A 21,864-nucleotide genomic window follows, 5' to 3' on the forward strand; every position below is an offset into this window, starting at 1 on the left:
CGGGAGGGTCAGATGCAGGAAGCGTCGCCGTAGAGCAGGAAGGGCGCCCGTTCGACCTCCCAGGCCGCCTCGTCCGGCCGCACCAGGGCCTCGAAGTCGGCCGGGGTGGCGGCGGGGGCGTCCACCCATTCCCGCAGCAGCGGGCTGCCGTTGATCAGGTCGATGGCCAAGCGGTCCCGCTCGTATTCGTAGGGGAAATCGCGCCAGATCGGATACTCCGGCTGCAAGCGGCGCAGGGCCTTGAAGGCCAGGGTTTGCAGGCGCCAGGGCTTGAAGACGCCGTGGTCGTAATGGGCCGCGTCTTCGACGTGGATCTGCACGCCGTGGCAGAGCTTGCCGGCGTGCTTGTGGAAGGTGGGTTCGAACCAGCAGTCCCGCAACACGCAGCCCTGCAACCACTCCGGGGCCAGGGCGCGCATCTCGGCGATGATGGCCCGGGCGTCGATGTCCGGGGCGCCGAACAGTTCCAGGGGCCGCGTCGTGCCCCGGCCTTCGGACAGGGTGGTGCCTTCGAGCATGACGGTGCCGGCGTAGGCCCGGGCCATGGAGAGGTTGGGGGCGTTAGGGCTGGGGTTCACCCAACTGCGCTCCCCCAGGGGCCAGCCGTAACCGGGGGCGGCCTCGGGCTGCCAGCCGGCCATGGTGACCACCTGGCAATCCACGTCCAGCTTGAGGGTGGCGATGAACCAGCGGGCCAGCTCGCCCATGGTCAGGCCGTGGCGCATGGGCAGCGGCCCGGCGCCGACGAAGCTCTCCCAACCCTGGCGCAGCAGCAGGCCCTCCACTGGGCGGCCGGCGGGGTTGGGGCGGTCCAGTACCCAGACGCTCTTGCCGTGCTTGGCGGCGGCTTCCAGCACGTAGCGCAGGGTGGTGATGAAGGTGTAGATGCGGCAGCCCAGGTCCTGGAGATCGACCAGCAGCACGTCGAAGCTGTCCATCATGGCGTCCGTGGGCCGGCGCACCTCGTCGTAGAGGCTGAAGACGGGGATGCCGTGCAGGGGGTCCACGTAGTCCGGGGACTCCACCATGTTGTCCTGCTTGTCGCCGCGCAGGCCGTGCTGGGGGCCGAAGGCGGCGGTGATATTGAGATCGGGCAGGGCCGCCAGGGCGTCCAGGGAATGGGTCAGGTCCCGGGTGACGGAGGCCGGGTGGGCGAGGAGGGCGACCCGCTTGCCCGCCAGGGGGCGGCGCAGGGCGGGATCGGCAAGCAGGCGGTCGAGGCCAAACTGGATCATGGGGCTTCCTACAGGTCGGGCAGGGCCAGGACGAAACCGTCCCGGTGATGAAAGTCGGGCTTGCCGGCCGGGTGGGCCAAGGCCCAATAGGACAGGGTGCCGGGGGCACCGTCGGCCAGCTCCACCACGGTGGTCAGGGCTAGGCGCAGGGGGCCGTCGCCCGTGGGCAGGGCCTCGGCCGGCAGGGTCACGGTGAGCGCCAACTCACCGGGAAAGGCACGCCAGTCGCAGACCGGCGCCGGCAGGATGGCGGCGTTGCGCTGCCGGTAGGCGGCGAAGCCGTAGCCGGCCCACTGGCCCGAGGGCGAGAAGTTGTATTCCCGGTAGGCCAGCCCCTCGCCCCGGGTGAGAAAGACCTCGAAGCAGGTGTGGGCCCACAGTCGGTCCGGCTCCACCGGGGATGCGGCGGTGGGCACCCGCAACGCCGCCAGGTCGCCGGTCAGCCGGTAGTCCAGGCGCAGTCCGCCTGCCGGGGCGGCGGCCACGGTCACGGTAATGCCATCGACCGAAGGCGCGGGAAAGTCGGGATGGGGCGCCAGAACGGCGGTGCGGGGTTCGGCGGGCGTGGAGCAGGGGGGCGTGGCGGGAGTGGCGGTCATGGCTGAGGCGGATTCTAGCCCCGTTCCCCGGCCCGGACCCAGACCACCGGTGGTGAAAGCCGCCGGGATCGTCTATGCCTAGAAGAGATTTCCCCTGATCGTTCGAGAAAGGAGCGCGCGATGCGAATCCCGATCCTGATGGCTGCCGCCCTGCTCGGCCTGACCGCCCAGGCGGTACAGGTGACGCAGGCGGCCCCGGCCAAGGCACCGGAGGTGGCCCTGGTGTGCGGCGGCGTGGGCGCCGAGGAATCGGCCCCCATGCTGGCGGACGCCCACAACCACGCCCTGACCATCCTCTTCGCCGGGCCGGGCGGCGCCTACCTGTCCGGGGTCCAGATCCAGATCGGTGGCCCCAAGGGCGCCTTCGCCAGCGACCCCACCTGCGGCCCCATCGGCCAGGTGGACGTCACCCAGGCCGGTCGCTACACGGTCCAGGCCACCTACGCCGGCAAGCGCGAAACCCAGACCGTCAGCCTGACGCCCAAGGGTGGCGGTCGGCTGGTGCTGCGCTGGGCGAACTGAGGGCTGGCGCGGGGCGTCCCACGGCCTGTGCCGCCACCCCGTCCGGCCGGATTAGGCCCGGGGCGGCGCTTCCCCTAAAATCGACGTTTGTGCCGGGCCGGGCGCCCGCCCCGCCCGGCGTCGTCGCATCGTTGCCGCCGCCCCCATGTCCGCCGCCTTCCCCCTCCGTTACGTCGAGCCCGTGTTCCGTCCCCCCAGCGAGGCGGAATCCCTGATCCTGCCCGTCACCGACGGCTGCTCGTGGAACCAGTGCACCTACTGCGAGATGGTATGACGGAATTTGTGGTGTAAATGTAAATTAATCATCAATAGCGATACAAATAGGTTGTTTAGTTTGATGCAGGCATAAAATATTTGCATTTTTTTGAATCGAAAATAAAATGGTTTCGGAAATTGGTGAAATGGTAAAGAAATGGAACAGGTTTTTGCCAGAAGGAACTATGTCTTGCTGCACGACGACGGGTCGATTCACTACCCGTTCTCGAAATTCCTGACAAACGAGTTCACCAATCCGCACACCCGCGAGTTGGTGGCGCAATCTCTTCGAATTTTCTATCGATTCTGCGCTGCTCATCAGATCGAGTTGGTCTTTCGAGCCCAGGAGGGGCGCTGCCTCACCTATGACGAGGCTAAGAAGCTCGCTGAATTGTGCTACCGACCTTTGCCGGAAGTGGAGGCAATGGGAGACAAGAAAGTGCTCTTCCTGGCTAGTGCAAAAGCCGGCAAAGCCCCGAGCGAGTTACCTGGTGCCGTTGAGCCCAATACTGCCCGAAAGCGCCTGCATCACATTGCTAGCTACCTCGACATCTACCGTGAAGTCTTTCTTGAGCCAAACATTCGATCCTTCACTGCTCAGGAGCAACTTAAGCACGAATATGACAAGCTCGGGGAGCAATTGCGCCGAACCATTCGTGGCACGAAGCAGAGCCATCACCTCGCCATCAAGAGCTTGCCCACGGACAAATATCTTTCGATTATTGAGGCCGTTTTTGTACGCCCGCATGACCTGTTTCAAACTGCTGCCGGAAAATCCTCGCGCACTCTCTTGAGGGATCGAGCAATGGTTCTACTTGCTTGCGAAGGCTTGCGTCCCGGAACACTCGGCAACATCGCGGTTACCGACTTCCGGGCGAATGCAGAGATGCTCGCGATCAGGGACAACAGGGCAAAGCGGAGAGAGCGCATTTCCACCAAGACACCCAAACTCAAATTGGGGGCCAGCACGCAAATCAATAGCGCCAGCGAAACGATGATTACGCTCTGGCCGTTCACGGTGCGCGCCGTCAATGACTACATTGAGTCTGAGCGTGACGCAGTGCTCATGAAGCGGTTAACCAATCGCAGCAAAGGGTTTCTCTTTCTGTCTGACAAAGGCGAGCCGATCCAGCATCGCGGAACCATCACCGAAATGTTCAGTAAGCTCGGAAAGCGACTTGCGGCGCTCGGGTTGCTGGATATTGGGGACGATCCCTATTTCCAGAAGCAGGAGCAGTACGACTTTTACGGATATGTACTGCGACACAGCGCTGCAAGCTTCTTTCTGAGCCAGAAGTGCATCGAGTACGCCGAAAAAGCTGGTATCACGCGGCCACATGACTACAAGGACGTACCTGACACGGTCAAAGACCTGATGAAGCTTCGCTTCGGTTGGGTGCCAGGTTCCAACATGCCAGAGCTCTACGCTGCGCGAGCACTATCCGATAACGCCAGCGTGGTCCTGATGGACTTCAACCAACGCTTGGTCGATGAGGCGGCGGCGCTCAAACAACAAAGGGAGTCCGCACGTGTATAGAACAATCGGCAAGACGGTCGTCGAATGGGAGGGGGGCGAACCGTTCATCTTTACGATGACCCAGGAGGTCGGGGCTCGCGACCGTCGGGTGTCCAAAACCATCACGATTGACTTCACTGAACTGAAGAAAGGTTTTACCGAAGAATTTCTGTGCCATCTAAAGGAGCACCTGATGGAGCGATGCAATCGCGTGAAACTTGCTTCGATCCGGACTGAGCAGTTAAACCTACAAAATCTCCTTGCCAAGATTATTGCCCATAGACTCTTTGAAATGAAGGTCACGGTAATCGATGAAGGCTTTCTGTTGTGCCTCGCAGCCGAGAAAAACAACTTCACGGCGCTTCAATTGAAATACCTGAGGACGGCCTTCTCCAATAACCCGCATTCACTGCTTTTCGCGAAAGGATTGGAGGTTAGTGACTTCCCGACGCTCACAAACAAGAAAGGACTTCACGGTCAGACGATCGACAACATTCTCGGTAAGGCACTCACTCGCTCTGCAGCCACCTATATCCTCGATGTTTGTGACGCCGCCTATGCGGATGGGACGATGGAAATCGGCCATTACAGCTTTGTTCACCTCGCCTTTGCAGTGTTTGTTCGCCCCAACTCCTATCGACAAATCCGGGTGGGCGACCTGACCGTCACTACCTCCAGTCAATATTTCATCGATATTGTGACCTCCAAGACCGGTGAGGAGTATCCCAGCAAAGTCACCTTCGGCATCAATGAGCATTTGGGTGTCCTACTGACAAAACAGCGCCAGCATGTCATCGAAAACTACGGGCATCTTGTTGCACAAAAAGACATCAAGAAGCTAGCTCTTTTCCCAGCCAGGAGACTGGCGAAAGGTCATTTGCAATGGCAATCAGAATACGCCAATGAACACTTTGGGATGTTTGAATCAGGAGCCGCATTTGGAAACTCTTACCCCACGGCGATAAAAAAACGGCATTTCAATGGCGACAAATTCACGCTGGGGAGCAATGTTTTGCGCCACACGGTAGGCACGCTGCTTGCGCAGACCGGTGCATCAGCCAAGACCCTTCAAGCAGTCCTGAAACACGCCAGCGATATGGTGTGCAGAGCGTACGTGGATATAGCGTTCAACGGTCTGATGGAAGATTTCTCAGAGGTCATGCGCCCGGCCTTCGCCGAGCACCTTCCTGCCCTCATCAACTTCTGTTCCTGTGACGATCAGGCTCTCCCAGAAAAGCAGATTCAGTCATGGAATCAGGACACAAGAAAACTCGAAATCGCCGGGGAGTGCGGCAGAAGTATTGCTTGCGCCAACGCGCCCATCGTGTGTTACGGATGCGTTCGCTTTATCCCCTGCTGGGATGCCGACCATGGGATCAACCTCCGCGTCGTTGAGAAGGAAATTGAGGACATGAGCAAGCGTGGGAAGCCTTTCCAGCACATGGTGGATCGTGCAAGGAGCGCCAAGAACAAGATCATCCTCGTTATGAACGCCGCCGACCGATACCGCCAGGTCCTTCAGGCAGGAGTCAAGCATGAACAAGCGCCTTGAGCCAATTGCCCTCGATCCGATCCTCATGCGAACTGCGCTGGATAGGTGGCTTGCGGAGTGCGAACGTCGGATGAGCTTGCGCTTCCCAAAAATTGACTTCCTTGAGAACGCTTGGCCACTCCGAACGCTTTACCAGACAGAACAATTGGACTGGTACTTCACCGCACCGATGGCCGACTTCTCTGAAAAGGACATCTGTTACGGCGACGCCCTGCGCTGTCTCGTGGCGGAAATGGTCATTGCCGGAAAACCCAAACAACTTCATGAGCCGGTTGCCGCATTCCGCCAGTTATCCAAGGACTCGCCCCATCGATTCTTTGACCTCGCGCTTGACGACCTGCGCCGCTTGGAGGAGCGTCTGCTAGCGCATGGCAAAGCGAATCCTCAGTCTGCGAACGCTATGCGGGGCCAGTTGATTATGTTGTCGCAATTTATGACCCAACTCTCCCGCAACGGGGTGCTCCCCATGCTCGGATGGAGAGCATATGCTTCGACGATGGCCGAACTCTCCAAGGTCCGCGATGTCCATAGCGCAAAAAAATGCGAAGGCAAGGGTGAACGACTTGACCGTTGCATGGAGGCCTTCAACCAAGCTTTCAACAAAATGGTGGAAGGTGCGCCGGAACTGTCGGCACGGGATCGAGTGGCGCTCAGTGCAGGGGTGATTTTGCTGTGTGCTCCATCTCGTATGAATGAACCCCTTTGCATGAGCATCGACGACCACGTAGCGGTCGAAGACTATGCGCAAAATACAATCGGTGAACTAGATGGGACGCACCGCGCTCACCAGATGCTAATTATTACCATGAAGGGAAGCAAGGGGGCGCAGTGGAGTCCAAAGCCTGTCCTTTCCTTCATGATCGATGCGTTCTATTTCGCCACCGATATCATCAAGAGCCACGGAAAACGTTCGCGTATGCTCGTGGAGTGGTATCAGCAGCACCCAGATATCCTGTATCTGCCGCCAGAATTGGAACACCTGCGAGGCCAGGCCGTTAGCAGGAGAAATCTTGGGCGAATCATCAGACTCGATGCAAATCTGCCGGATGGTGGCTGCATCCAATCAGCGAATAACTACTTCAAGGAACTGCGAGATTGCCAGTTCAAGGCGCCCAACCCAGTCTTTGTGTCGGTGACAGAGGGGCGTGGAGTGGCGCGCTGGAAAAATATCGACTACCTTCCTTGGGTGGACGTTGAGGCCCTGCTCCTCAAGAAAGTTCGAGAGGCTCTGAATCGCTGTCGGCGCGTGACAAGTCGAAATCCCTATCAGGGCGACTTGGCGAAGATGCTGTTTTTATTTGACGATGACGAGTTGCCGGCCTTTTTGCCCAGTACCACGACTTACTATACGATCAAGTCCTGCTTCAAGGTAACTGAGAGCCAAAGAAGAGCACGCCAAAGACTCTCGCTCTTCGAGAAACTCAAGATCACCATGCCGGTCGATGGCGTGATCCGAATCGCTGAGATGGATACTCACGATCCGCGCCGCTGGCTCACGACCATGGCTCTCACTTATGGCGAAAAACTCTCCGACGTACTGATCAATAAGTGGGCCAATCGATCCAAGCTATCCCAACTCAAAGCTTATGACTTCCGATCTGCAGAGGCTATAGCGGCAGCGGCATCGATGCCCAAGGCCGAGAAGCTTACCGAACTCGCTGATTTGTCGAACGGACTGGCTGCCGTGGAGAAGCTGGAGGAACAGTTCAGCCTTCAGACCACTATCGTGACGGCGCACGATGCGGGTGTTGCTGTGACTTCGCTGGATGCTGTCATTCAGGCCGTTGAAGATCGGCCTGTCGCCAGAACCAGTCGCGGAATCATCATTATCTACCCGCAAAAGTACGGCATCTGCCTTCACCAGCACCACGAGAAGCCCTGCCGGAACTACAGCAACGAACTGTCGGCGTCATGTCTTACCTGCGACGAGGCAGTTCAGCAGAAAGGCCATATCCCGACCAACGAAGCTGTGCGGAACGACAACAAGAGGTTGTTCAGCATCATCGTTTACCATTTAGAAAATCTTGCCCTTACCTACAACCGGAACGTCGCAGACGATCCGGCTATGCTCGGTGAGCACATGCTGACGCTGGTGGAGAAAGGGCTAAGTCCCTTGGGGATTGAGCAGCTTGCTAACGAGTTGATCGACAACTTTCAAGAAGCTAATCGCCTACTCAAAGACCGGCGCTTGGCGAATTTGCTAGAGCAAGGCTTCGTCGCCCGTGAGAGCGTCAAGATACTCGACGACACGACCAAGTTGAGCGGTGCGCTCTTCAAGTATCACAACCCAACGCGCCATTCGGAACCACTGATGGAGGTGGCTCTTGGTGAGCACGGTGGGCGGGAGCAGGTGGCCCGCGACGAGCAGGCGCTGGTCAGCAAGTATCCACAGTTCGCACCTACGCCGGATAACATCACGGACGAGCGGCACCTAGTCGCTGCAGATAACGACGAGGAAGACTGACTATGGCAGGACGCCCGGAAATCCTTACAGAAGAACTCGCTCGCAAAATTGCAAAGATGATCGAACTGTTCCCGGACAGCGGGATTCCCGTCACCTGGGAAAGCGTCATCGCCCACTCAAAGAAGCGCTTTGGCCATGGCTTCAATCGGCAGATGCTCGGGCAGAAGGAATGGAATGGCCGCAAGATCATTGCGGAGACGTTTAGCGAGGCCAAGACTGTCCAGCGTCGAATGCAGAACGACGCACGGCCCAAGTATAGGAACGCACAGCGCTCGTTCCTGCTCAATCGAATCACAGAGCTTGAGGCGAAGCTCGTCGCCAAGAGCGATGAGCTGGAGAAGGTCAGGGCGCAGAAAATCGACGAGCTGGATGCCTTTTTGAATACGCCCCGTGACTTGCGCCAAATGATCGAGCGCTTTGCCACGAATATGGTGCAGGTTGATGAACTGACGCAAAAGCGGAATGCCCGGAAACAGGCTGCCAAGCCAACGCCTGCTAATGACGGTGATTGAGTAAATGAACTTAGGACCGTCAAGGAACCGAAGAGTGGTCTACTGAAAATTATTGTTAATTATTGATTGGCAATAATTATTGCCAATCAATAAATTTCTGTCTCCCCATCGAGATTTGCTCGGGCTCCTTGGTTGTTGATCGGAGTCCGATTGTTTAAGGAATAAAGCTATGACGGCTATCAGGCAAGGATGCAGTGAACCACATGTGTCGCCAGCTATCCGGCATATAATTGCGGTAATCCACACCCGAGTGATCCTACAAGCGTGCCGATTTCTATAGATGCCATTCGTTCCGCAACAGGTCTAGTAAAAAGGGCCGCGCCACGGACGTTACAAGAGGCAAAAGCGTCCAATCTGGCCACAGCCTTTCTCTGCCATAGTCATGAAGATGCAGACTTGGTAAAGGGCATTATTAATATGCTCGCCAACGAAGGATGGGATGTGTATGTCGATTGGGAAGATGCCTCCATGCCCGCTACGCCAGACCGCGAGACTGCGCTGCGTATCCAGCAGAAGGTTGTCGAGCTCAAATATTTCATTTTCTTGGCCACGCCTAATTCAGTAAGGTCGCGTTGGTGCCCCTGGGAAATTGGGTATGCGAATGGAAAGAAACATATCGACCAAATTTTGATCATCCCGACCACTGACCGCTCTGGGGTATGGTACGGCAGTGAATATTTACAGCTCTATCGGCGCATTGATCAAGCGGATCAGGGCGGTTTAGGCGTATGGAGCCCCGGCCAGAGCAGAGGTGGGGTCTGGGTCAGAAATCTTTGACGTGGAGACTATATGTCGACCGTGCTTTATGAATTGGCACTCATGGGGTTGCCCTCGGACGATCAAGTTCGAGAGGTGGAACAGCATCTCCTGAAGGGGATCGAACCTTTTGGATTGACCTTGGGTAAAGAGGTGGCTTGGTCCACCCGCGTCACCAGCTTTGAACCATCGCAACGAATTGCCGCAAGCGTTGTATTTTTTGGGGCCGAAGGCGTCTCGGATGAAGGGCTTAAGCCCATCTTGCGGCATGGGATTCCGATTGTGCCTGTCGCCTCAACCTATAGCCGGGTTCATACGGAAATTCCTGAGATATTGCGGTCATTGAACTGCTTGGCCTACCAGGAGGATGGGCCGCAGCGGGTTGCCACGGCTTTACTTGAGTGCACGGGCCTCCTACCACGCCAGCGACGCGTTTTCGTCAGCTATCGCCGCAACGAATCGCGCGAAGCCGCGCTGCAGTTGTTCGATGTCTTGTCAGCACGTCACTTCGATGTTTTCCTGGATACGCATGGTATTGGCCCCGCGGAGGATTTTCAGGCCATGTTGTGGCATCGCTTGTGCGACTCCGACGTGCTGGTGATGCTTGATACGCCGGGTTATTTCGAAAGCCGGTGGACGAGCGCGGAATTTGGCCGTGCCTTAGCCAAGGGCATCTCTGTACTGCGTGTCGGTTGGCCCAACTCGACGGCTTCCGCTCGGATCTCGACAGCAAGCCGCTTAGACCTCGACGTTTCGGACATTGATGCTGGGACCGGGCGGTTGACCGATGACGTGGTGGCCCGTATCTGTTTCCAAATTGAAGCGCTGCGCAGCCAAAGTCATGCGGTCAGGGGGTTGAGCCTGTTTAGTCGCATCAGCCAGGCGATTGAGCAGATCGGCGGCAACGTGTCGGGGGTTGGGCAACATAAGGCCGTGTTCGCTAACCTGGCTGATGGCAAGGCGGTGGTCGTCTGTCCCACCGTGGGTGTACCCACCTCGCTTACTCTCCATGAAGCGGTCGATCGGGCACCGGATTCGTCGGTCGCGGTGGTCTACGACGAAGTCGGGCTGCATCCTGATTGGCTGAACCATCTGTCGTGGCTGGGCACTCATATTCAAGCTGGTCGCTATGTGAAAGCCCATGAGGTCGCTTGGGCCTTGGCGGATTGGGAGGTCTAGATGGCAATGGGTGCGATTTTTCTATCGGCAAGTGTGCCGGTGCCGGGGCGCGGGACCTACTACCAAAGTGCCGATCCCTTCCTGATTCAGTTCGCCGTGCGCGAACTGATCACAGCCGCGCTGGGTCGGCGACTCATCGTCTGGGGCGGCCATCCCGCGATTACACCAATGGTCTGGGCAGCCTGTGAGGATCTGGGTGTGGATTATGGCCGTGCCGTTGTCTTATATCAGAGCACGTTCTTTCAGGACGTCTTTCCGGAAGAGAACAAGCGTTTCGGCAACGTGCAATACATTGACCATGTTCCGGGCGATAGGGACGCAAGCCTTCTCCGGATGCGGCAAGCCATGCTCTCCCGGGATGATCTGTCGGCGGCGGTCTTTATCGGCGGCATGGAAGGGATTGCCGCGGAGCACGATTTGTTTGTCAGATACCATCCCAAAGCGGAGGTTCTATCGGTTGCTGCGCCGGGCGGTGCTGCGCGCGACTTGGCTGCCAAGCTCGGGGTCGGTGTCGAGAAGATGGAGGATGTGGATTTTTCCCGCATGTTCCACGACGCTCTGAGCATTGCGCCCAATGAGCCGAGAACTGCATTTGGCTGAGGGCAGCCTCGTTCAATCAAATCAATAATCCGTCGGTTGTAGCGGCAACCGTTTTCCGGCAAGGGGAGTAACAGATGGCGAAGCGCGTGTTCTTCAGCTTTCATTACCAAGATGTGATCGATTTTCGTGCCAATGTGGTTCGTAATCATTGGGTGACCAAAGACCGAGAAGAGGCCGGTTATTTCGACGCATCCATTTGGGAGGAGGCCCAGAAAAAGGGGGACCTCGCTCTTAAACGCCTAATTAATGGCGGAGTCGAAGGAACGACGGCGACTTGCGTACTGGTAGGCAGCGATACCTATGCGCGACGGTGGGTACGGTACGAAATCATCAAGAGCATTCAACGCGGGAATCGCGTTTTTGCTGTGCATATCAACGGCATCAAAGGCAAAGATGAAAAAGTAAAGACCAACGGCAAGAATCCCTTCGATTACTTGGCATTCCACTACTCTAAAGATGGGACAAGCCTTGAGATTCTTGAGTATTCGGCAGGTAAGTGGATCGAATATGCGGATGCACCGGGGTGGAAATTGGAGACCACGGCGCCAAAAAACCGTTGGGGTACAGCAATCAAGCTATCGGAACTGGGCTACAAGATTTACTCTTGGGTTGATGAGGATGGCTACAACAATTTCGCCAACTGGGTTGGAAACTGAGATTGGGTAGATGGCGGCAGGTTGCGAGGACTGCTGAATATGCACGCCCCTCAAGTCAGCGATTTCCGGGGCTGACTTGAGCCGGTGCTAAGTCAGAACGGGATTTTTTCTTCGTTTTTCTCAGAAACCACCTTGTTTCCTTCAATTCGGAAGGTCTTGCCGGTGGCGTTGGCGAGGAAATTCTTTAAGCGCGCATGGTTGTTGTTTAAGTAACTAGCCCCATGGAGCTGATCATTTTTGGCATAGGCATCAACGATCATTTGAAGTTCTTTATCCGTTAGAACTTCAATTAATTTCTTCATTCGATTGAACCGCTTGGTTGTCTCTCCCCAATCTGGCGACTCAGTAAACGCCCGGACTACGGCAGTTTGTATTCGGTCTTTCGATTTCGCCGCATCAGCGAGCACTGGAACCAAGAGCTCAGCGGTACCCTTGGGGTCGTCTATCGCGCCATTTAAGGCCTGAAGGTGGCTGATGAACCCCTGAGGATCTTTCGTGCCTAGCTTCACTGGAATAACTGGTTTTGCATCCCCAAGAGCAAAGCCGACTTCCTGATCGGTCCATATACTGTCGTGAAAGTCGTCAGTCAGAAAGACGAGCAGAATGTCCATCGTCTGGAGACCTTTCATGATCTCCAACCGCCATTCAGCCATTGGCGTGATAGTGTCGTGTGCAACAAAACAGGTGAACCCGAAAGGCTCAAGGGCATCTGCTAGTTCCCGAGCCGTCGCTTTATATTGGTCTCGATGAGTCACAAACACACGGATCATGTCCGGCTTCCAGATATTCAATGAGTCGGGAGCCAGTTGTGGTCGTCTAGAGATTGGGAATGATTTCTTAAACGACTCGTCGTTATCGTCGTTCAGCTCGAATTGGATGTACGAGAGGAATTCACCCGGAGCATTTCCGGCAACAGCTCTGAGATCAGTGGAAAGCCTATCTACGAGTCGCTTCTGATCCTGAGGGGTAATCGGACCCAGTATCTCCAAGGGAAGGAACAGGATAACGCCGTGCCCGTCCATGCCGCCATTGTAGTTGTCATAATCAACTCCCTCGGCCACAAATACTCTTGCCGAGTCGAGGACAGACTTCAGTTGGGCGTTGCTGCTATCTGTTGCGTAGTTATGACTTAGTCGAATCAAGTAACTAGGGACTTTTCCCGGCAGGTAGAAAGCCATATGTAGAGCAGTAGGTTGAGGGAGACCGCTAGTTTAGCTCCCACTCTGCATACGGTCACAGTGAAAGGTTACAGGCGCACAACCAGCGATGTAAGGCCATGTCCTACTCGCCGCTGCAAATCGTACCTGGACACGAGACATAGGCATACGTCTGGCATATGATGTCAATCGTGTGGCCTTCTTAAACTACTCGAGTACAACGAAGTGCAATGAAGCGGTGTGCAGCACCTACGAAATCGGGCAGGCGGTGCCTCAACAATGCGGTCGACGGAGACTTTTGTGTCGTCCATCGCAATCATGTTTCGCCAGGGGGGCTCCTCGCCGCTGGTATTGGTGCCGCTATAGGGCATGCAATATTGCCTGGAGCGGGAATCCTCTTAGGCCTCGTCGCAGGGCCTGCCGCAAGATCCTTGCTAAAGGATGAAACGATGGCAAAAAAAAGGGTGTTTGTGAGTTTTGACTTCGACAATGATCGAGCCTTAAAGGACTTCATCATTGGTCAGTCGAGGAATAATGACTCACCATTTGAAATTATCGACCACTCTCTGAAGGAAGCAGCGCCGGAGCGGGACTGGGAAAAAAAGGCGGGGGCAGCAATCTCTCGAGCAGAAATTGTCCTCGTCATGGTTGGGGCCAAGACCCATAGGGCTCAGGGCGTGCTAAAAGAGGTTGCAATGGCTCGCAAAGCTGGTGTCAAGATTGTTCAGATCATTGGCTATCGGGATGGTGATTACACGCCGGTACCGGACGCGGGCCGTCTCTATGCCTGGAACTGGGACAACCTCAAGAAGTTGCTCTCTTAAGAATCGGCTGGGGGCTGAAGCTTCGGCAAAATCCCTTTGCCAATAGCTGGGTATATAACAAAAAGCGAGAATAAATATTTATGCAGAACCGACCGAGACCTATATATCCAAAGGTTCAACTTGGAGGGGGGACGCATCAACTAACGGTTTGCGGTGACCTCTATCACTCAAATGTGATCTCGACGAAGCACCGCAAGGATGCGGTACGAAAAGCCGACGAGATTTATTCTAGCCAAGAAGACGATGCACGCGCCCTCGGCGCGATCATGATGCTATTGTCTGATGTCCCAGAAGAGCCTCTGCTGACAGCTAATAAGGCACAGGTGGGGGCTGTACTGGGGCTTTGTGCTTTGGGTTTCATGATCAACCACAAGCAATTTGGTCCAAGAGCAAGGCGAATCGTGGAATCTGGAGAGGGCCAAATGATTCTGCGCCTGAGCGGTGGTATTGCAAATCCTCAATGCGAAATTCAGCTTTTTGATACGCAAGAGGAATATGCCGCTTTCTTGCAACCGATACTCGCATCAGGCAATTTCGCTACTCACAAGAACAGCACGTTGCTTTGACGAGAAAGCGGCAACTGATATTGGCGAATCAGGCGATGGAGACTGTTTGAACACCTGCCGATTGCAACAACGTATAGAGGGGAGCGACGGTAGTGCGGGTGCCCCGTTCAGCTGTATACGTGAAGATTACCCGCTGCTTTGCACGAGTGAAGGCAACGAAAAAGCCCGCAGTGGACTCTGCCGTGTCTTGCTGGAAGCTCCACCAGGCTGAATCATCCAGACCGACGAAGATTACGGTGTGGTATTCCAGCCCCTTGCTCTTGTGTAGGGTCATGAGTGGAAGGGCGTGTGTTCCTTCGTAGGCGTCAAGCGCAGCGCTCCAGTAAGTTGTCTCTGCCGTGCTGGCTTGCAGATGGAGGGCCACGCTGTGTTCGACCTCCGACAGCCAGTCGCCCTGGGCATATGCGGGATTCGCGGCGATGAGTGCGTCGCGCCCCAGGAATCCGACGATGGACTGTATGACTGCATGTACCGCTTCAGCGGTCTGAGGCGGGGTGGGAAAAGTACGACTGAATTGGCGCGCGAAGGCATCAAGGTCCACTGCGAGCTGTCGGTGTCCTCGTTCGTTTTCGGACACGATGCCGCGCAGGGATGACAGCGCCTGGAGTGCATCGCTCCAGGCTGATCTGGCCCTGCCAACCGTGGCCAAGCGCAAGATCAGAACCAACAACTCCGACAACGGCTCGGTAAGCAGTTCCTGGAGCATCTGAGCCCCGAGCTTGGCAGCCTCGTTGCGCAAGGCAATTCCTTGAGCGCGAAAGACCGGTTCGAGAATGGCTGCATATTCTTCGGCTTTCTGGCGAACGAGGATCACGAAGTCGGCCGGTTGGAGGCCTTGCCCCTGCATCTGCGATGTTATGAACTGGGCTAGGTACTGTGCCTCAACTGCAGCCGAGGAGAAGTTCCAGATCGAGCAGCAGGCATCGGAGATTCGGGAGGTGGTTCGTGACTGGGGCTCTGCGGCCCCCGCATCGAGGGCTTGGGCGAGGACATGCTGGATGCGCACCAACTCGGGTGAAGAGCGGTAATTGCTGAGTAGCGGGATTCGCTGTGCGCCAAAGGTTTGCTCGAAGGCAGTGAATGGATCGTCCATGGCCAGTGCCCAGCGCATGATTTGCTGCTTGTTGTCGCCCACAGCGGTCATGATGGCTGGAGTTCCCAGAAAGATCGTCTTGACCAGATCGAACTGCGCCTGGGTAGTGTCCTGGAATTCGTCCATAAAGACGTGGGAATAGGTCAGGGCCAGAGCATGCCGAGCTGCCACATTGACCCGAACCAACAATTCTGCGAGCCGGGTGAGCATCGGAAACGTAAGTGTGCTTCGCACGCCCTGGTGGAGTTGTTCATCCCAGAATCGCTGGCCGATCCATTGACCAGGGGTGCCCGGTGGCCAACCAGCTTCGGGCAACAGGTCGGCCAAGACGTGCCGGCGCTCCAAGGTCTTGCTCGCAATGGCTTGAATCTGTGCCCGATGGAAAGGTAAGTCATCGGCCATGGCTGCACGGCGAATGAAGTCTTCGAGCAGATGACGTGTCGGGAACAGAATTCCGTAGTCGGAGGTGGGACGCCATCGTTCCGGCAGTGCCTGGCCGAAGCGGTCGACAAGACCCTTCGCGAACGCGTCGAAGGTGAGGGAGTCGAAGCGCGCCGCATGCTCGGGATGGCACCGTTGACGTACACGCCTGGCCAGATTCCTTGCCGCATCGCGCTTGAAGCTGATCGCCAGGATGCGCTGAGGCGCCGATGACGCGCCCGTCTGCAGCAGGAAGGCGGCGCGCTGTGCGAGGAGTTCCGTTTTTCCCGCACCGGGGCCAGCCAATACCGCATAGTGTCTCGACGAGCCCACGACAATCGAGGCGTTCCTCTCCAACTCGGTGACACCTACGGGCTGCCAATCCTCGGCGTGGACGCGGCGCGGCGGCAGGGACACGATTAAAGCCCTGACAACTGAACCGAGATGTGACGAAGTACGCGCTGCAGCGGCCCGGGCATGGCATTCCTGAGTGCTTCCGCATCCACATGCGTTAAAGCCCGGAGGTGGGTGGCGGGCTTGCTATGGGTCAGGAAATGGTAGCGGTAAGCTGCCATGTGCGCGCGAAAGGACTCAATGTCCCCGGTGTAGCAGGCCAAGCCAGGTCCTGCGGTGCCCAGCACTACTTCTGCGGCGGCCTCGTTGGTCATCCGCGGTCCGGTTCCTTCGATGGTCGCGGTGTAGGCTGCCGGGAAAGCGGACAGCATCGCTAGATCAAGGTCCAGTGGCCATGAAAAGAAGACGGAAGAAGAGCGTTCCAGGTAACTCAGCCAACCGGACAAGTTGGCTTGGTCAAAGGTGTGCATAGCGTCGAGCTGCTCGTCACTCATGATGGAACCATCGGAGAATTCCATAATCTCCTCGCGAGGAACCCCCAGCGCAAGCAACTGCCGAAAAACATTTTTGACTCGCCCGTAGCCACCGCCTTCGCGGCCTAGGTCGAGATCAAGCAGGGTCGCGTAGGGGATACCAAGGCCGTTCAGTAGGCGCCAGAAGTGCTGCACGTGGCGGCCGCCCAAAGGGACGATGGCGACGAACGATGGATCGACGAGTAGGTTGAGTGCTTCGGCCAATTTCGGAAGCACGATGCGCTCTGAATCGCCCTCTACCAGCAGCGCGAAGCGTGCGAAATACAGCTCCGGAAAGGCCAGCATCGCGTTGCGGACAAATTTGATGGCTTCGACCTCCTCGGTCGGCATCGGGATGGCGCATACCGACGAGCGCCCGCTAGTCGTATCTCGGCGGCAGTACCTGACGTCTTCGGGCGGCACTCGCCCCAGGACCGACGGGGAGTGGCTGGAGATCAGCGCTTGTCCGGCACCTGTATCCACCAGGGTACGGATTTGTCCAATGATCCGGGACAGGTAGTAAGGGGACAGATGATTTTCGGGTTCTTCGACCGCAAATAGCGTGAGTGCCGGGATGCTGAGGTCCTCGGACCGGAAACCCTGGATGGTTCCAGCGACTGCTGCGCGCTCCACGTCGAAGACGGCTGCAGCCAGCGCGAAATAGAAGAGCGACTGCTGTCCGTCACTGAGAACGTCGAGGCCTCGATCTTCACCCGTGGGGCCGCGTCTGAACATGACGCCGATTCGCGTGACGACCTCTTCGAAGCGGCGACTCATCAGACTCAGGGCCGGCTCGCAATCGACGTCGCCATCGTGCAGATTCGACCAGCGCCTGGAAAGCGATGCGCTGAAGGCCTGAATGGCGCGCTCACTGCCAAAGGCGGTGGTGAGTTGCTCGGTAGCAGATTCGACGGCACTTTGTGTGTCAGCCGACCACTCGATCGCTTTGAGCAGGCGCGCCGCCAGTGCGCCGGTGGTCGCTCGAATCTGCGAGCTGGCGTCACGGGTTGCCGGCGTGTAGAACAGTTGGATTAAGCCCCGGTCGGCGGCGGCTACTGGCGTGCATTGGTCATCTCGAACGGCATCGTCCGTGGTGTTGACCCAGCACAACGTCTGGCTGACGGCTCCTTCGGCGGTGCCATCGGCATCCCAGCGTGCTTCCAGTCGCAGCCGGCAGATCGGAACACCGCCTGGGCGGTCGATGCACATGTGCCGAAACACGGGAGCCACGGTTGCCGCTGTCGCCGTGCCCGCAATCAATTCGGGTAGGCACAGTTGAACGTCGATCGTCAGACCCCTGGTGTTCGGTGGCGTGTGTTCCTCTGGCGGGACGTGAAAATCTGCAGGAACAATCGTGCGCTGCGCGCGAGTGATGCCGAACAGGCGCATCAGCGCATGGAGAACCGCTGTTTTTCCCGAAGCGTTGGGCCCCACGATGGCAGTCAGCCCAGAATTGAAACCGATTACCGTAGGTTCAGGCCCAAAACAGCGAAACCCGGTGATCGTAATTTTTTCTACATGCATTTGGCGTTACCTGTATATCTCTTCAGCATTTTGAATTTGACCACATCCATCAGTAGAGGAGATAGCGGCATGCGGGATAAGCCGTATTGACGGTCGCCAAAACGTTACTTGTCGCCGGAAAGGACCGCCCAAACCTCGGGGAAGAGAAAGGCAATCAGGGGATCGTATTGCTCGTCGCGGTCATAGTCCTTGTCGCCCTCGGCGAGCTTCTTCTTGTACTCGATGACCCGCTTTGCCCAATTGCCTTTCTTGTCCTCCCGCTTGAGCAGGTCGCCGCGGTCATAGACCAGCAGAGCGGCACGGAAAGCGCGAATGACGTTCTTGTAGCTGTTGGCGACCGTGTTGGCCGCCGAAATGAAATTCGGATGTTTCCATCCGATGCACTCGCCTTCCCGGGCCGAATACAGCCCGTTGAGCAGACCAAGCACGTCGTAGGTGTATTCCGGCAAGAACACGCCCCTCTTCTTGAATTCCTGCCTCGCCTCGTTCCATTCTGCATCCTGCCAGGAGCGTTTGGAGTTCCGCCACCAGATGAAGAAGCGCTGCTTCAAGGCTTCCTCGCCGGCCTGGTGGGCGAGACCGGCTTTCAGGCCATCGCAATCGCGGAAAAACACCCGCTGCCCTGCTGCGTCGAGTTGCAGGTGCGAAAACGAGACCCTTTCCTCGCACCAGGCGTCGATGACTTCACCATTGACGGCTTGGGGTTCAAGCCAATGGCAATCGAGCATCAGCGCCTTGTCGGCGGCCGAAGCCTTCAATGTCTCTTCGCCGGCAATGAACAGGTTGCGGTTGTTGTTGTGGAAAATATCGTCCTGCGTCATGCGGGCCTCCGCCTGGTCGAAGGACTTGAAGATCCAGCAGAGCAGCCCGCCTTCCTGGCGGTAGAAGTTGCGCCGCTCGGCGATGACATGCAGGAAGGTGGTTGATAGCTGAATCTCGAAGGCGATCCGGATTGTGCCCTTCCAAAGCGCCTGGACATCGGGCTTGCGCCATTTCGTCCGGTCCATTCCGCGCCAAACCTTTTCCGTCTCCACTTCAGAAAACCCGGGGTCGCATCGTAGGCTGTCCGCGATGATTTCCTTGAGCCGGATGTGGGCGCGGCTTTCCTTGGCGGCGTTGTACTTACGCGCCAACATCTCATCCTTGGAGAGTTCGCCGCGGGTGATGGCGGGGCAGTTGCCATTTTCCGTCCGGTGCTTGAAGAAGAAGCGCTTCTCGTCCTTTCTGCGGCAGGAGAGATAAACCCCGACCATGCAGATGGGGCAGGCATACAGGGACTCACCGGAGGCGTTTGCCTCCGCAAGTTCCATCCGCAGCTTTTCGAGGCGGTCGTAGTCGCTGCCGATCACTTTCCTCGCCGGCGAGATGATGCCCGTGTCGAGGTTTATGACCTCATCAATCTCGGGGTCATCAACGCACAGGCAGGGCCCAGTCATCGTTGTGCCGACTCCCGATTCGGTACTTTCAATGGAATCCTCATCCCTTTGCGTTCCACCTATGCGGCCGAGACGGTCTTCTGGCAATCCATGCAATAGATGTTGCCGCCGAATTTCGGCTTGTTGAACCAGCAGAACTTCGCCACGTTGTAGCCCACGGACGCGCCGCAGGCATGGCAAATCAGCTTCTGCTTGGGCTTTTCCTCGGCGGCGGCCGGCTTTGCGCTCTCGGGCGCCGGCGCCTCCACAGCGGCTTCGGCTTTGGGTGCCGCTGAAACGGGCCCTGGTTTCGCCGCCGGCGGTACGGGAGTCTCCTTCGGCAGCCCGAATTTTGCCGTCCAATCGAAGGCAATCGGCTTGTGTAGCCGCGCGATCTCCCGCGCCAAGGCTTCGAGGGTGTCCTGCCCGATGATCTTCGCCATCAGCAGCGGGTTGTTGTTCTGGTCAATCGACTTGTCGATGTATTTGAAGACCTGATCATTCTTGATGATGGCCTCCAAGCCATCGATTTTCGCCTTCGGCCGGCTGATGCGGGCACCCTTCGAGACGAGGACGAGGCTCTTCAGGTCGGGTTTGATGGTGAAACCAAGCCGGGTCGGCAGCTTGACTGTGCCGGAGTCGAAGAGCTTTCTGAGAATCAGGATGTGCTTGGCATTCTGCTCGATGGGGGATGGCACGCCGTAGGGTTTGCTCCCAAAGAAGGCAGCAAATTCGCCGTGCTCGTTGATGGCGATCCCCTCCGAGAAGTGCTTGCTCTCGCAGACCCAGATCTCCATGAAACGGTTGATGAGCAGGTGGTCGATTTGGGCGACCAGGCCGCTGACCTCGATTCTCAGGTCGTGGATGACCATCCAATTCTTGGACTCACCCCAATGGACCCGCATCTCGTAGGCAGCTTCCTCCTCGCCGCGGATGCCGGCCTGGATGTTACGAATTTCCTGTTCGATACGCTTCCTGGTGTCGGTGCCGCAGTCGGGGCGGGACAGTAGGGCTTGCAGCGTCTGAATTGCGGGCTTCTTGTCGTCGGCTTCTTTGATGATCATCGATGGGGTGAAGGGCGTCGCAGAGGCTTGAAAGGGTAGCACGCCAGTACTGCTGATCCAATGCCAATCGAATGGACTGTCAGGTGCGAGAGCACTCGGCAACGTTACCCGTGGCCATACCATGGCTGCAACATGTCGATGATCGCCCCTGAAACGTCACCAAGACCACTATCAAAGATTCTCTTCAAAAGCAGGGGATGCTACCGGGCACTTGGGAAGTGTCGGTGACGCTGATTAGAACTCCGGCAGGTTCCCCAAGTTGTCCCGCTTGGTACTGTTTCTGTCGGTCGTCAGGTAAATCTCTTCAATGAGGTGGACTGGAGCACCAAGCTTCCACTTGCCTTCAGGGGTTTTCGTCCTAGTTTGGAACGTTGCTTTACCGAGTCGGATGAGGTCTGCCACGAACGCTCGCGAAACCGTTCGGTTTGTCCCGATTTTTTCCGGTTTTTCTTCGTTCACGCGCACATATTCAATGTGGCTGCGATCTTCGTTGTACCTGACTGCTGTGATGCAAAAATCTGCCATGGTCATTTCCTTTGAGGTTGGGAATTGCCTTGGTCATAATGGGGTCTACAGTTTTCAAGGGGGGCGTTCATCCCGACTTGCTCCACGCTTGAACTTCCTTGGTCCCCCGGTGACAGGCGCAAGCTTCACCATGTGCTGCCGCCACGAGTTCATGCAGGATGCCGCACTCCGAGGCGCTATGAGGGGCCGAACACTGACCGCGTAAGGCAACCAGTTGGCGTTCCAGGGCCTGCATGCTGGCCAGACGGGCTCTAACCTTGGCAAGTTGCGCGTCAATGAGCAGGTCGATTTCCCCGCAATCAGATTGCGGACTGTCGACGAAGGACAGCAAACGCTGCACGTCAGCCAAGGGAATGTCGAGCGCCCGGCAATGGCGAATGAAAGCGAGGCGTTCCAAATGGGCTTGGGTGTAGGTGCGGTAGCCGTTGTCGCTGCGCGTTGGAGCGCTCAGTAACTGTGCCTTCTCGTAGTAGCGGATGGTTTCGACATCCACCCCGGTCGCCTTGGATAGTTCACCAATACGCATCTCGGTCTCCTGCTTGAAACATGTCTGTATTCTAGGCT

At 57.1% G+C, this 21,864-nt stretch carries 21 protein-coding genes; 12 read left to right on the forward strand and 9 right to left on the reverse strand.

Features of this window, described 5'->3' with window-relative positions; all coding sequences use genetic code 11:
* Positions 1-8 precede the first annotated feature (8 nt).
* Positions 9-1,235 (reverse strand): exo-beta-N-acetylmuramidase NamZ family protein, encoded by a 1,227-nt coding sequence (locus tag V7Z98_RS05035; RefSeq protein ID WP_334157208.1) that lies wholly within the window; start codon positions 1,233-1,235, stop codon positions 9-11.
* Between the two features lie 8 nt (positions 1,236-1,243).
* Positions 1,244-1,834 carry a DOMON-like domain-containing protein gene (locus tag V7Z98_RS05040; protein WP_334157209.1) on the reverse strand — a complete coding sequence of 197 codons (591 nt, stop codon included), beginning with the start codon at positions 1,832-1,834 and terminating at the stop codon, positions 1,244-1,246.
* Positions 1,835-1,954: 120 nt separating this feature from the next.
* Here V7Z98_RS05040 and V7Z98_RS05045 point away from each other — a divergent pair, with 120 nt between their 5' ends.
* The 10 genes from V7Z98_RS05045 (at position 1,955) to V7Z98_RS05090 (ending at position 11,846) form a co-directional block, all read left to right on the forward strand.
* Positions 1,955-2,356 carry a hypothetical protein gene (locus V7Z98_RS05045; protein WP_334157210.1) on the forward strand — a complete coding sequence of 134 codons (402 nt, stop codon included), beginning with the start codon at positions 1,955-1,957 and terminating at the stop codon, positions 2,354-2,356.
* 145 nt (positions 2,357-2,501) lie between these two features.
* Entirely contained in the window at positions 2,502-2,630 is a 129-nt protein-coding gene (locus tag V7Z98_RS05050) for a hypothetical protein (RefSeq protein ID WP_334157211.1), read from the forward strand.
* A 171-nt stretch (positions 2,631-2,801) separates the two neighbouring features.
* On the forward strand, positions 2,802-4,148 hold the full coding sequence (locus tag V7Z98_RS05055) for a hypothetical protein (protein WP_334157212.1): 1,347 nt from the start codon (positions 2,802-2,804) through the stop codon (positions 4,146-4,148).
* Positions 4,141-5,679, forward strand: a complete 1,539-nt coding sequence (locus tag V7Z98_RS05060; protein ID WP_334157213.1) for a tyrosine-type recombinase/integrase — start codon at positions 4,141-4,143, stop codon at positions 5,677-5,679. The genes V7Z98_RS05055 and V7Z98_RS05060 overlap by 8 nt, the downstream gene beginning before the upstream one ends.
* Positions 5,663-8,143: a hypothetical protein gene (locus tag V7Z98_RS05065; protein WP_334157214.1), complete on the forward strand. Its 2,481-nt coding sequence runs from the start codon at positions 5,663-5,665 to the stop codon at positions 8,141-8,143. The genes V7Z98_RS05060 and V7Z98_RS05065 overlap by 17 nt, the downstream gene beginning before the upstream one ends.
* Before the next feature lie 56 nt (positions 8,144-8,199).
* Positions 8,200-8,655 (forward strand): hypothetical protein, encoded by a 456-nt coding sequence (locus V7Z98_RS05070; RefSeq protein WP_334157215.1) that lies wholly within the window; start codon positions 8,200-8,202, stop codon positions 8,653-8,655.
* Positions 8,656-8,919: 264 nt separating this feature from the next.
* Entirely contained in the window at positions 8,920-9,432 is a 513-nt protein-coding gene (locus V7Z98_RS05075) for a toll/interleukin-1 receptor domain-containing protein (protein ID WP_334157216.1), read from the forward strand.
* A gap of 12 nt (positions 9,433-9,444) precedes the next feature.
* Complete coding sequence (locus V7Z98_RS05080) at positions 9,445-10,590, forward strand: toll/interleukin-1 receptor domain-containing protein (protein WP_334157217.1); 1,146 nt, start codon at positions 9,445-9,447, stop codon at positions 10,588-10,590.
* Positions 10,591-11,190 carry an SLOG domain-containing protein gene (locus V7Z98_RS05085; protein WP_334157218.1) on the forward strand — a complete coding sequence of 200 codons (600 nt, stop codon included), beginning with the start codon at positions 10,591-10,593 and terminating at the stop codon, positions 11,188-11,190.
* A 74-nt stretch (positions 11,191-11,264) separates the two neighbouring features.
* Positions 11,265-11,846 carry a TIR domain-containing protein gene (locus V7Z98_RS05090; RefSeq protein WP_334157219.1) on the forward strand — a complete coding sequence of 194 codons (582 nt, stop codon included), beginning with the start codon at positions 11,265-11,267 and terminating at the stop codon, positions 11,844-11,846.
* 92 nt (positions 11,847-11,938) lie between these two features.
* On the opposite strand, the gene V7Z98_RS05095 is transcribed toward V7Z98_RS05090, so the two are convergent.
* Positions 11,939-13,024 (reverse strand): toll/interleukin-1 receptor domain-containing protein, encoded by a 1,086-nt coding sequence (locus V7Z98_RS05095; RefSeq protein ID WP_334157220.1) that lies wholly within the window; start codon positions 13,022-13,024, stop codon positions 11,939-11,941.
* Positions 13,025-13,452: 428 nt separating this feature from the next.
* Between V7Z98_RS05095 and V7Z98_RS05100 the strand changes: the two genes are divergently transcribed.
* Both V7Z98_RS05100 and V7Z98_RS05105 read left to right on the forward strand, forming a co-directional pair.
* Positions 13,453-13,827, forward strand: coding sequence for a TIR domain-containing protein (locus V7Z98_RS05100; RefSeq protein WP_334157221.1), 375 nt, complete (start codon positions 13,453-13,455; stop codon positions 13,825-13,827).
* A 173-nt stretch (positions 13,828-14,000) separates the two neighbouring features.
* The gene (locus V7Z98_RS05105; protein WP_334157222.1) at positions 14,001-14,393 is read left to right on the forward strand and encodes a hypothetical protein; all 393 of its coding nucleotides are present in this window, start codon (positions 14,001-14,003) and stop codon (positions 14,391-14,393) included.
* 28 nt (positions 14,394-14,421) lie between these two features.
* On the opposite strand, the gene V7Z98_RS05110 is transcribed toward V7Z98_RS05105, so the two are convergent.
* From V7Z98_RS05110 to cadR, 6 genes are all read right to left on the reverse strand, one after another.
* Positions 14,422-16,323: an ATP-dependent helicase gene (locus V7Z98_RS05110; protein WP_334157223.1), complete on the reverse strand. Its 1,902-nt coding sequence runs from the start codon at positions 16,321-16,323 to the stop codon at positions 14,422-14,424.
* 2 nt (positions 16,324-16,325) lie between these two features.
* The gene (locus V7Z98_RS05115; RefSeq protein ID WP_334157224.1) at positions 16,326-18,296 is read right to left on the reverse strand and encodes an ATP-dependent nuclease; all 1,971 of its coding nucleotides are present in this window, start codon (positions 18,294-18,296) and stop codon (positions 16,326-16,328) included.
* A gap of 104 nt (positions 18,297-18,400) precedes the next feature.
* Positions 18,401-19,732 (reverse strand): DUF6035 family protein, encoded by a 1,332-nt coding sequence (locus tag V7Z98_RS05120; protein WP_334157225.1) that lies wholly within the window; start codon positions 19,730-19,732, stop codon positions 18,401-18,403.
* Between the two features lie 59 nt (positions 19,733-19,791).
* Positions 19,792-20,775: a nuclease-related domain-containing protein gene (locus tag V7Z98_RS05125; RefSeq protein WP_334157226.1), complete on the reverse strand. Its 984-nt coding sequence runs from the start codon at positions 20,773-20,775 to the stop codon at positions 19,792-19,794.
* Between the two features lie 234 nt (positions 20,776-21,009).
* The gene (locus tag V7Z98_RS05130; RefSeq protein WP_079434317.1) at positions 21,010-21,300 is read right to left on the reverse strand and encodes a DUF3892 domain-containing protein; all 291 of its coding nucleotides are present in this window, start codon (positions 21,298-21,300) and stop codon (positions 21,010-21,012) included.
* Between the two features lie 67 nt (positions 21,301-21,367).
* Positions 21,368-21,826, reverse strand: coding sequence for a Cd(II)/Pb(II)-responsive transcriptional regulator (gene cadR, locus V7Z98_RS05135; protein WP_079434316.1), 459 nt, complete (start codon positions 21,824-21,826; stop codon positions 21,368-21,370).
* Between the last annotated feature and the right edge of the window lie 38 nt (positions 21,827-21,864).

It is taken from the genome of Oryzomicrobium sp., from assembly GCF_036820405.1.
Taxonomy (GTDB): Bacteria; Pseudomonadota; Gammaproteobacteria; order Burkholderiales; family Rhodocyclaceae; genus Oryzomicrobium.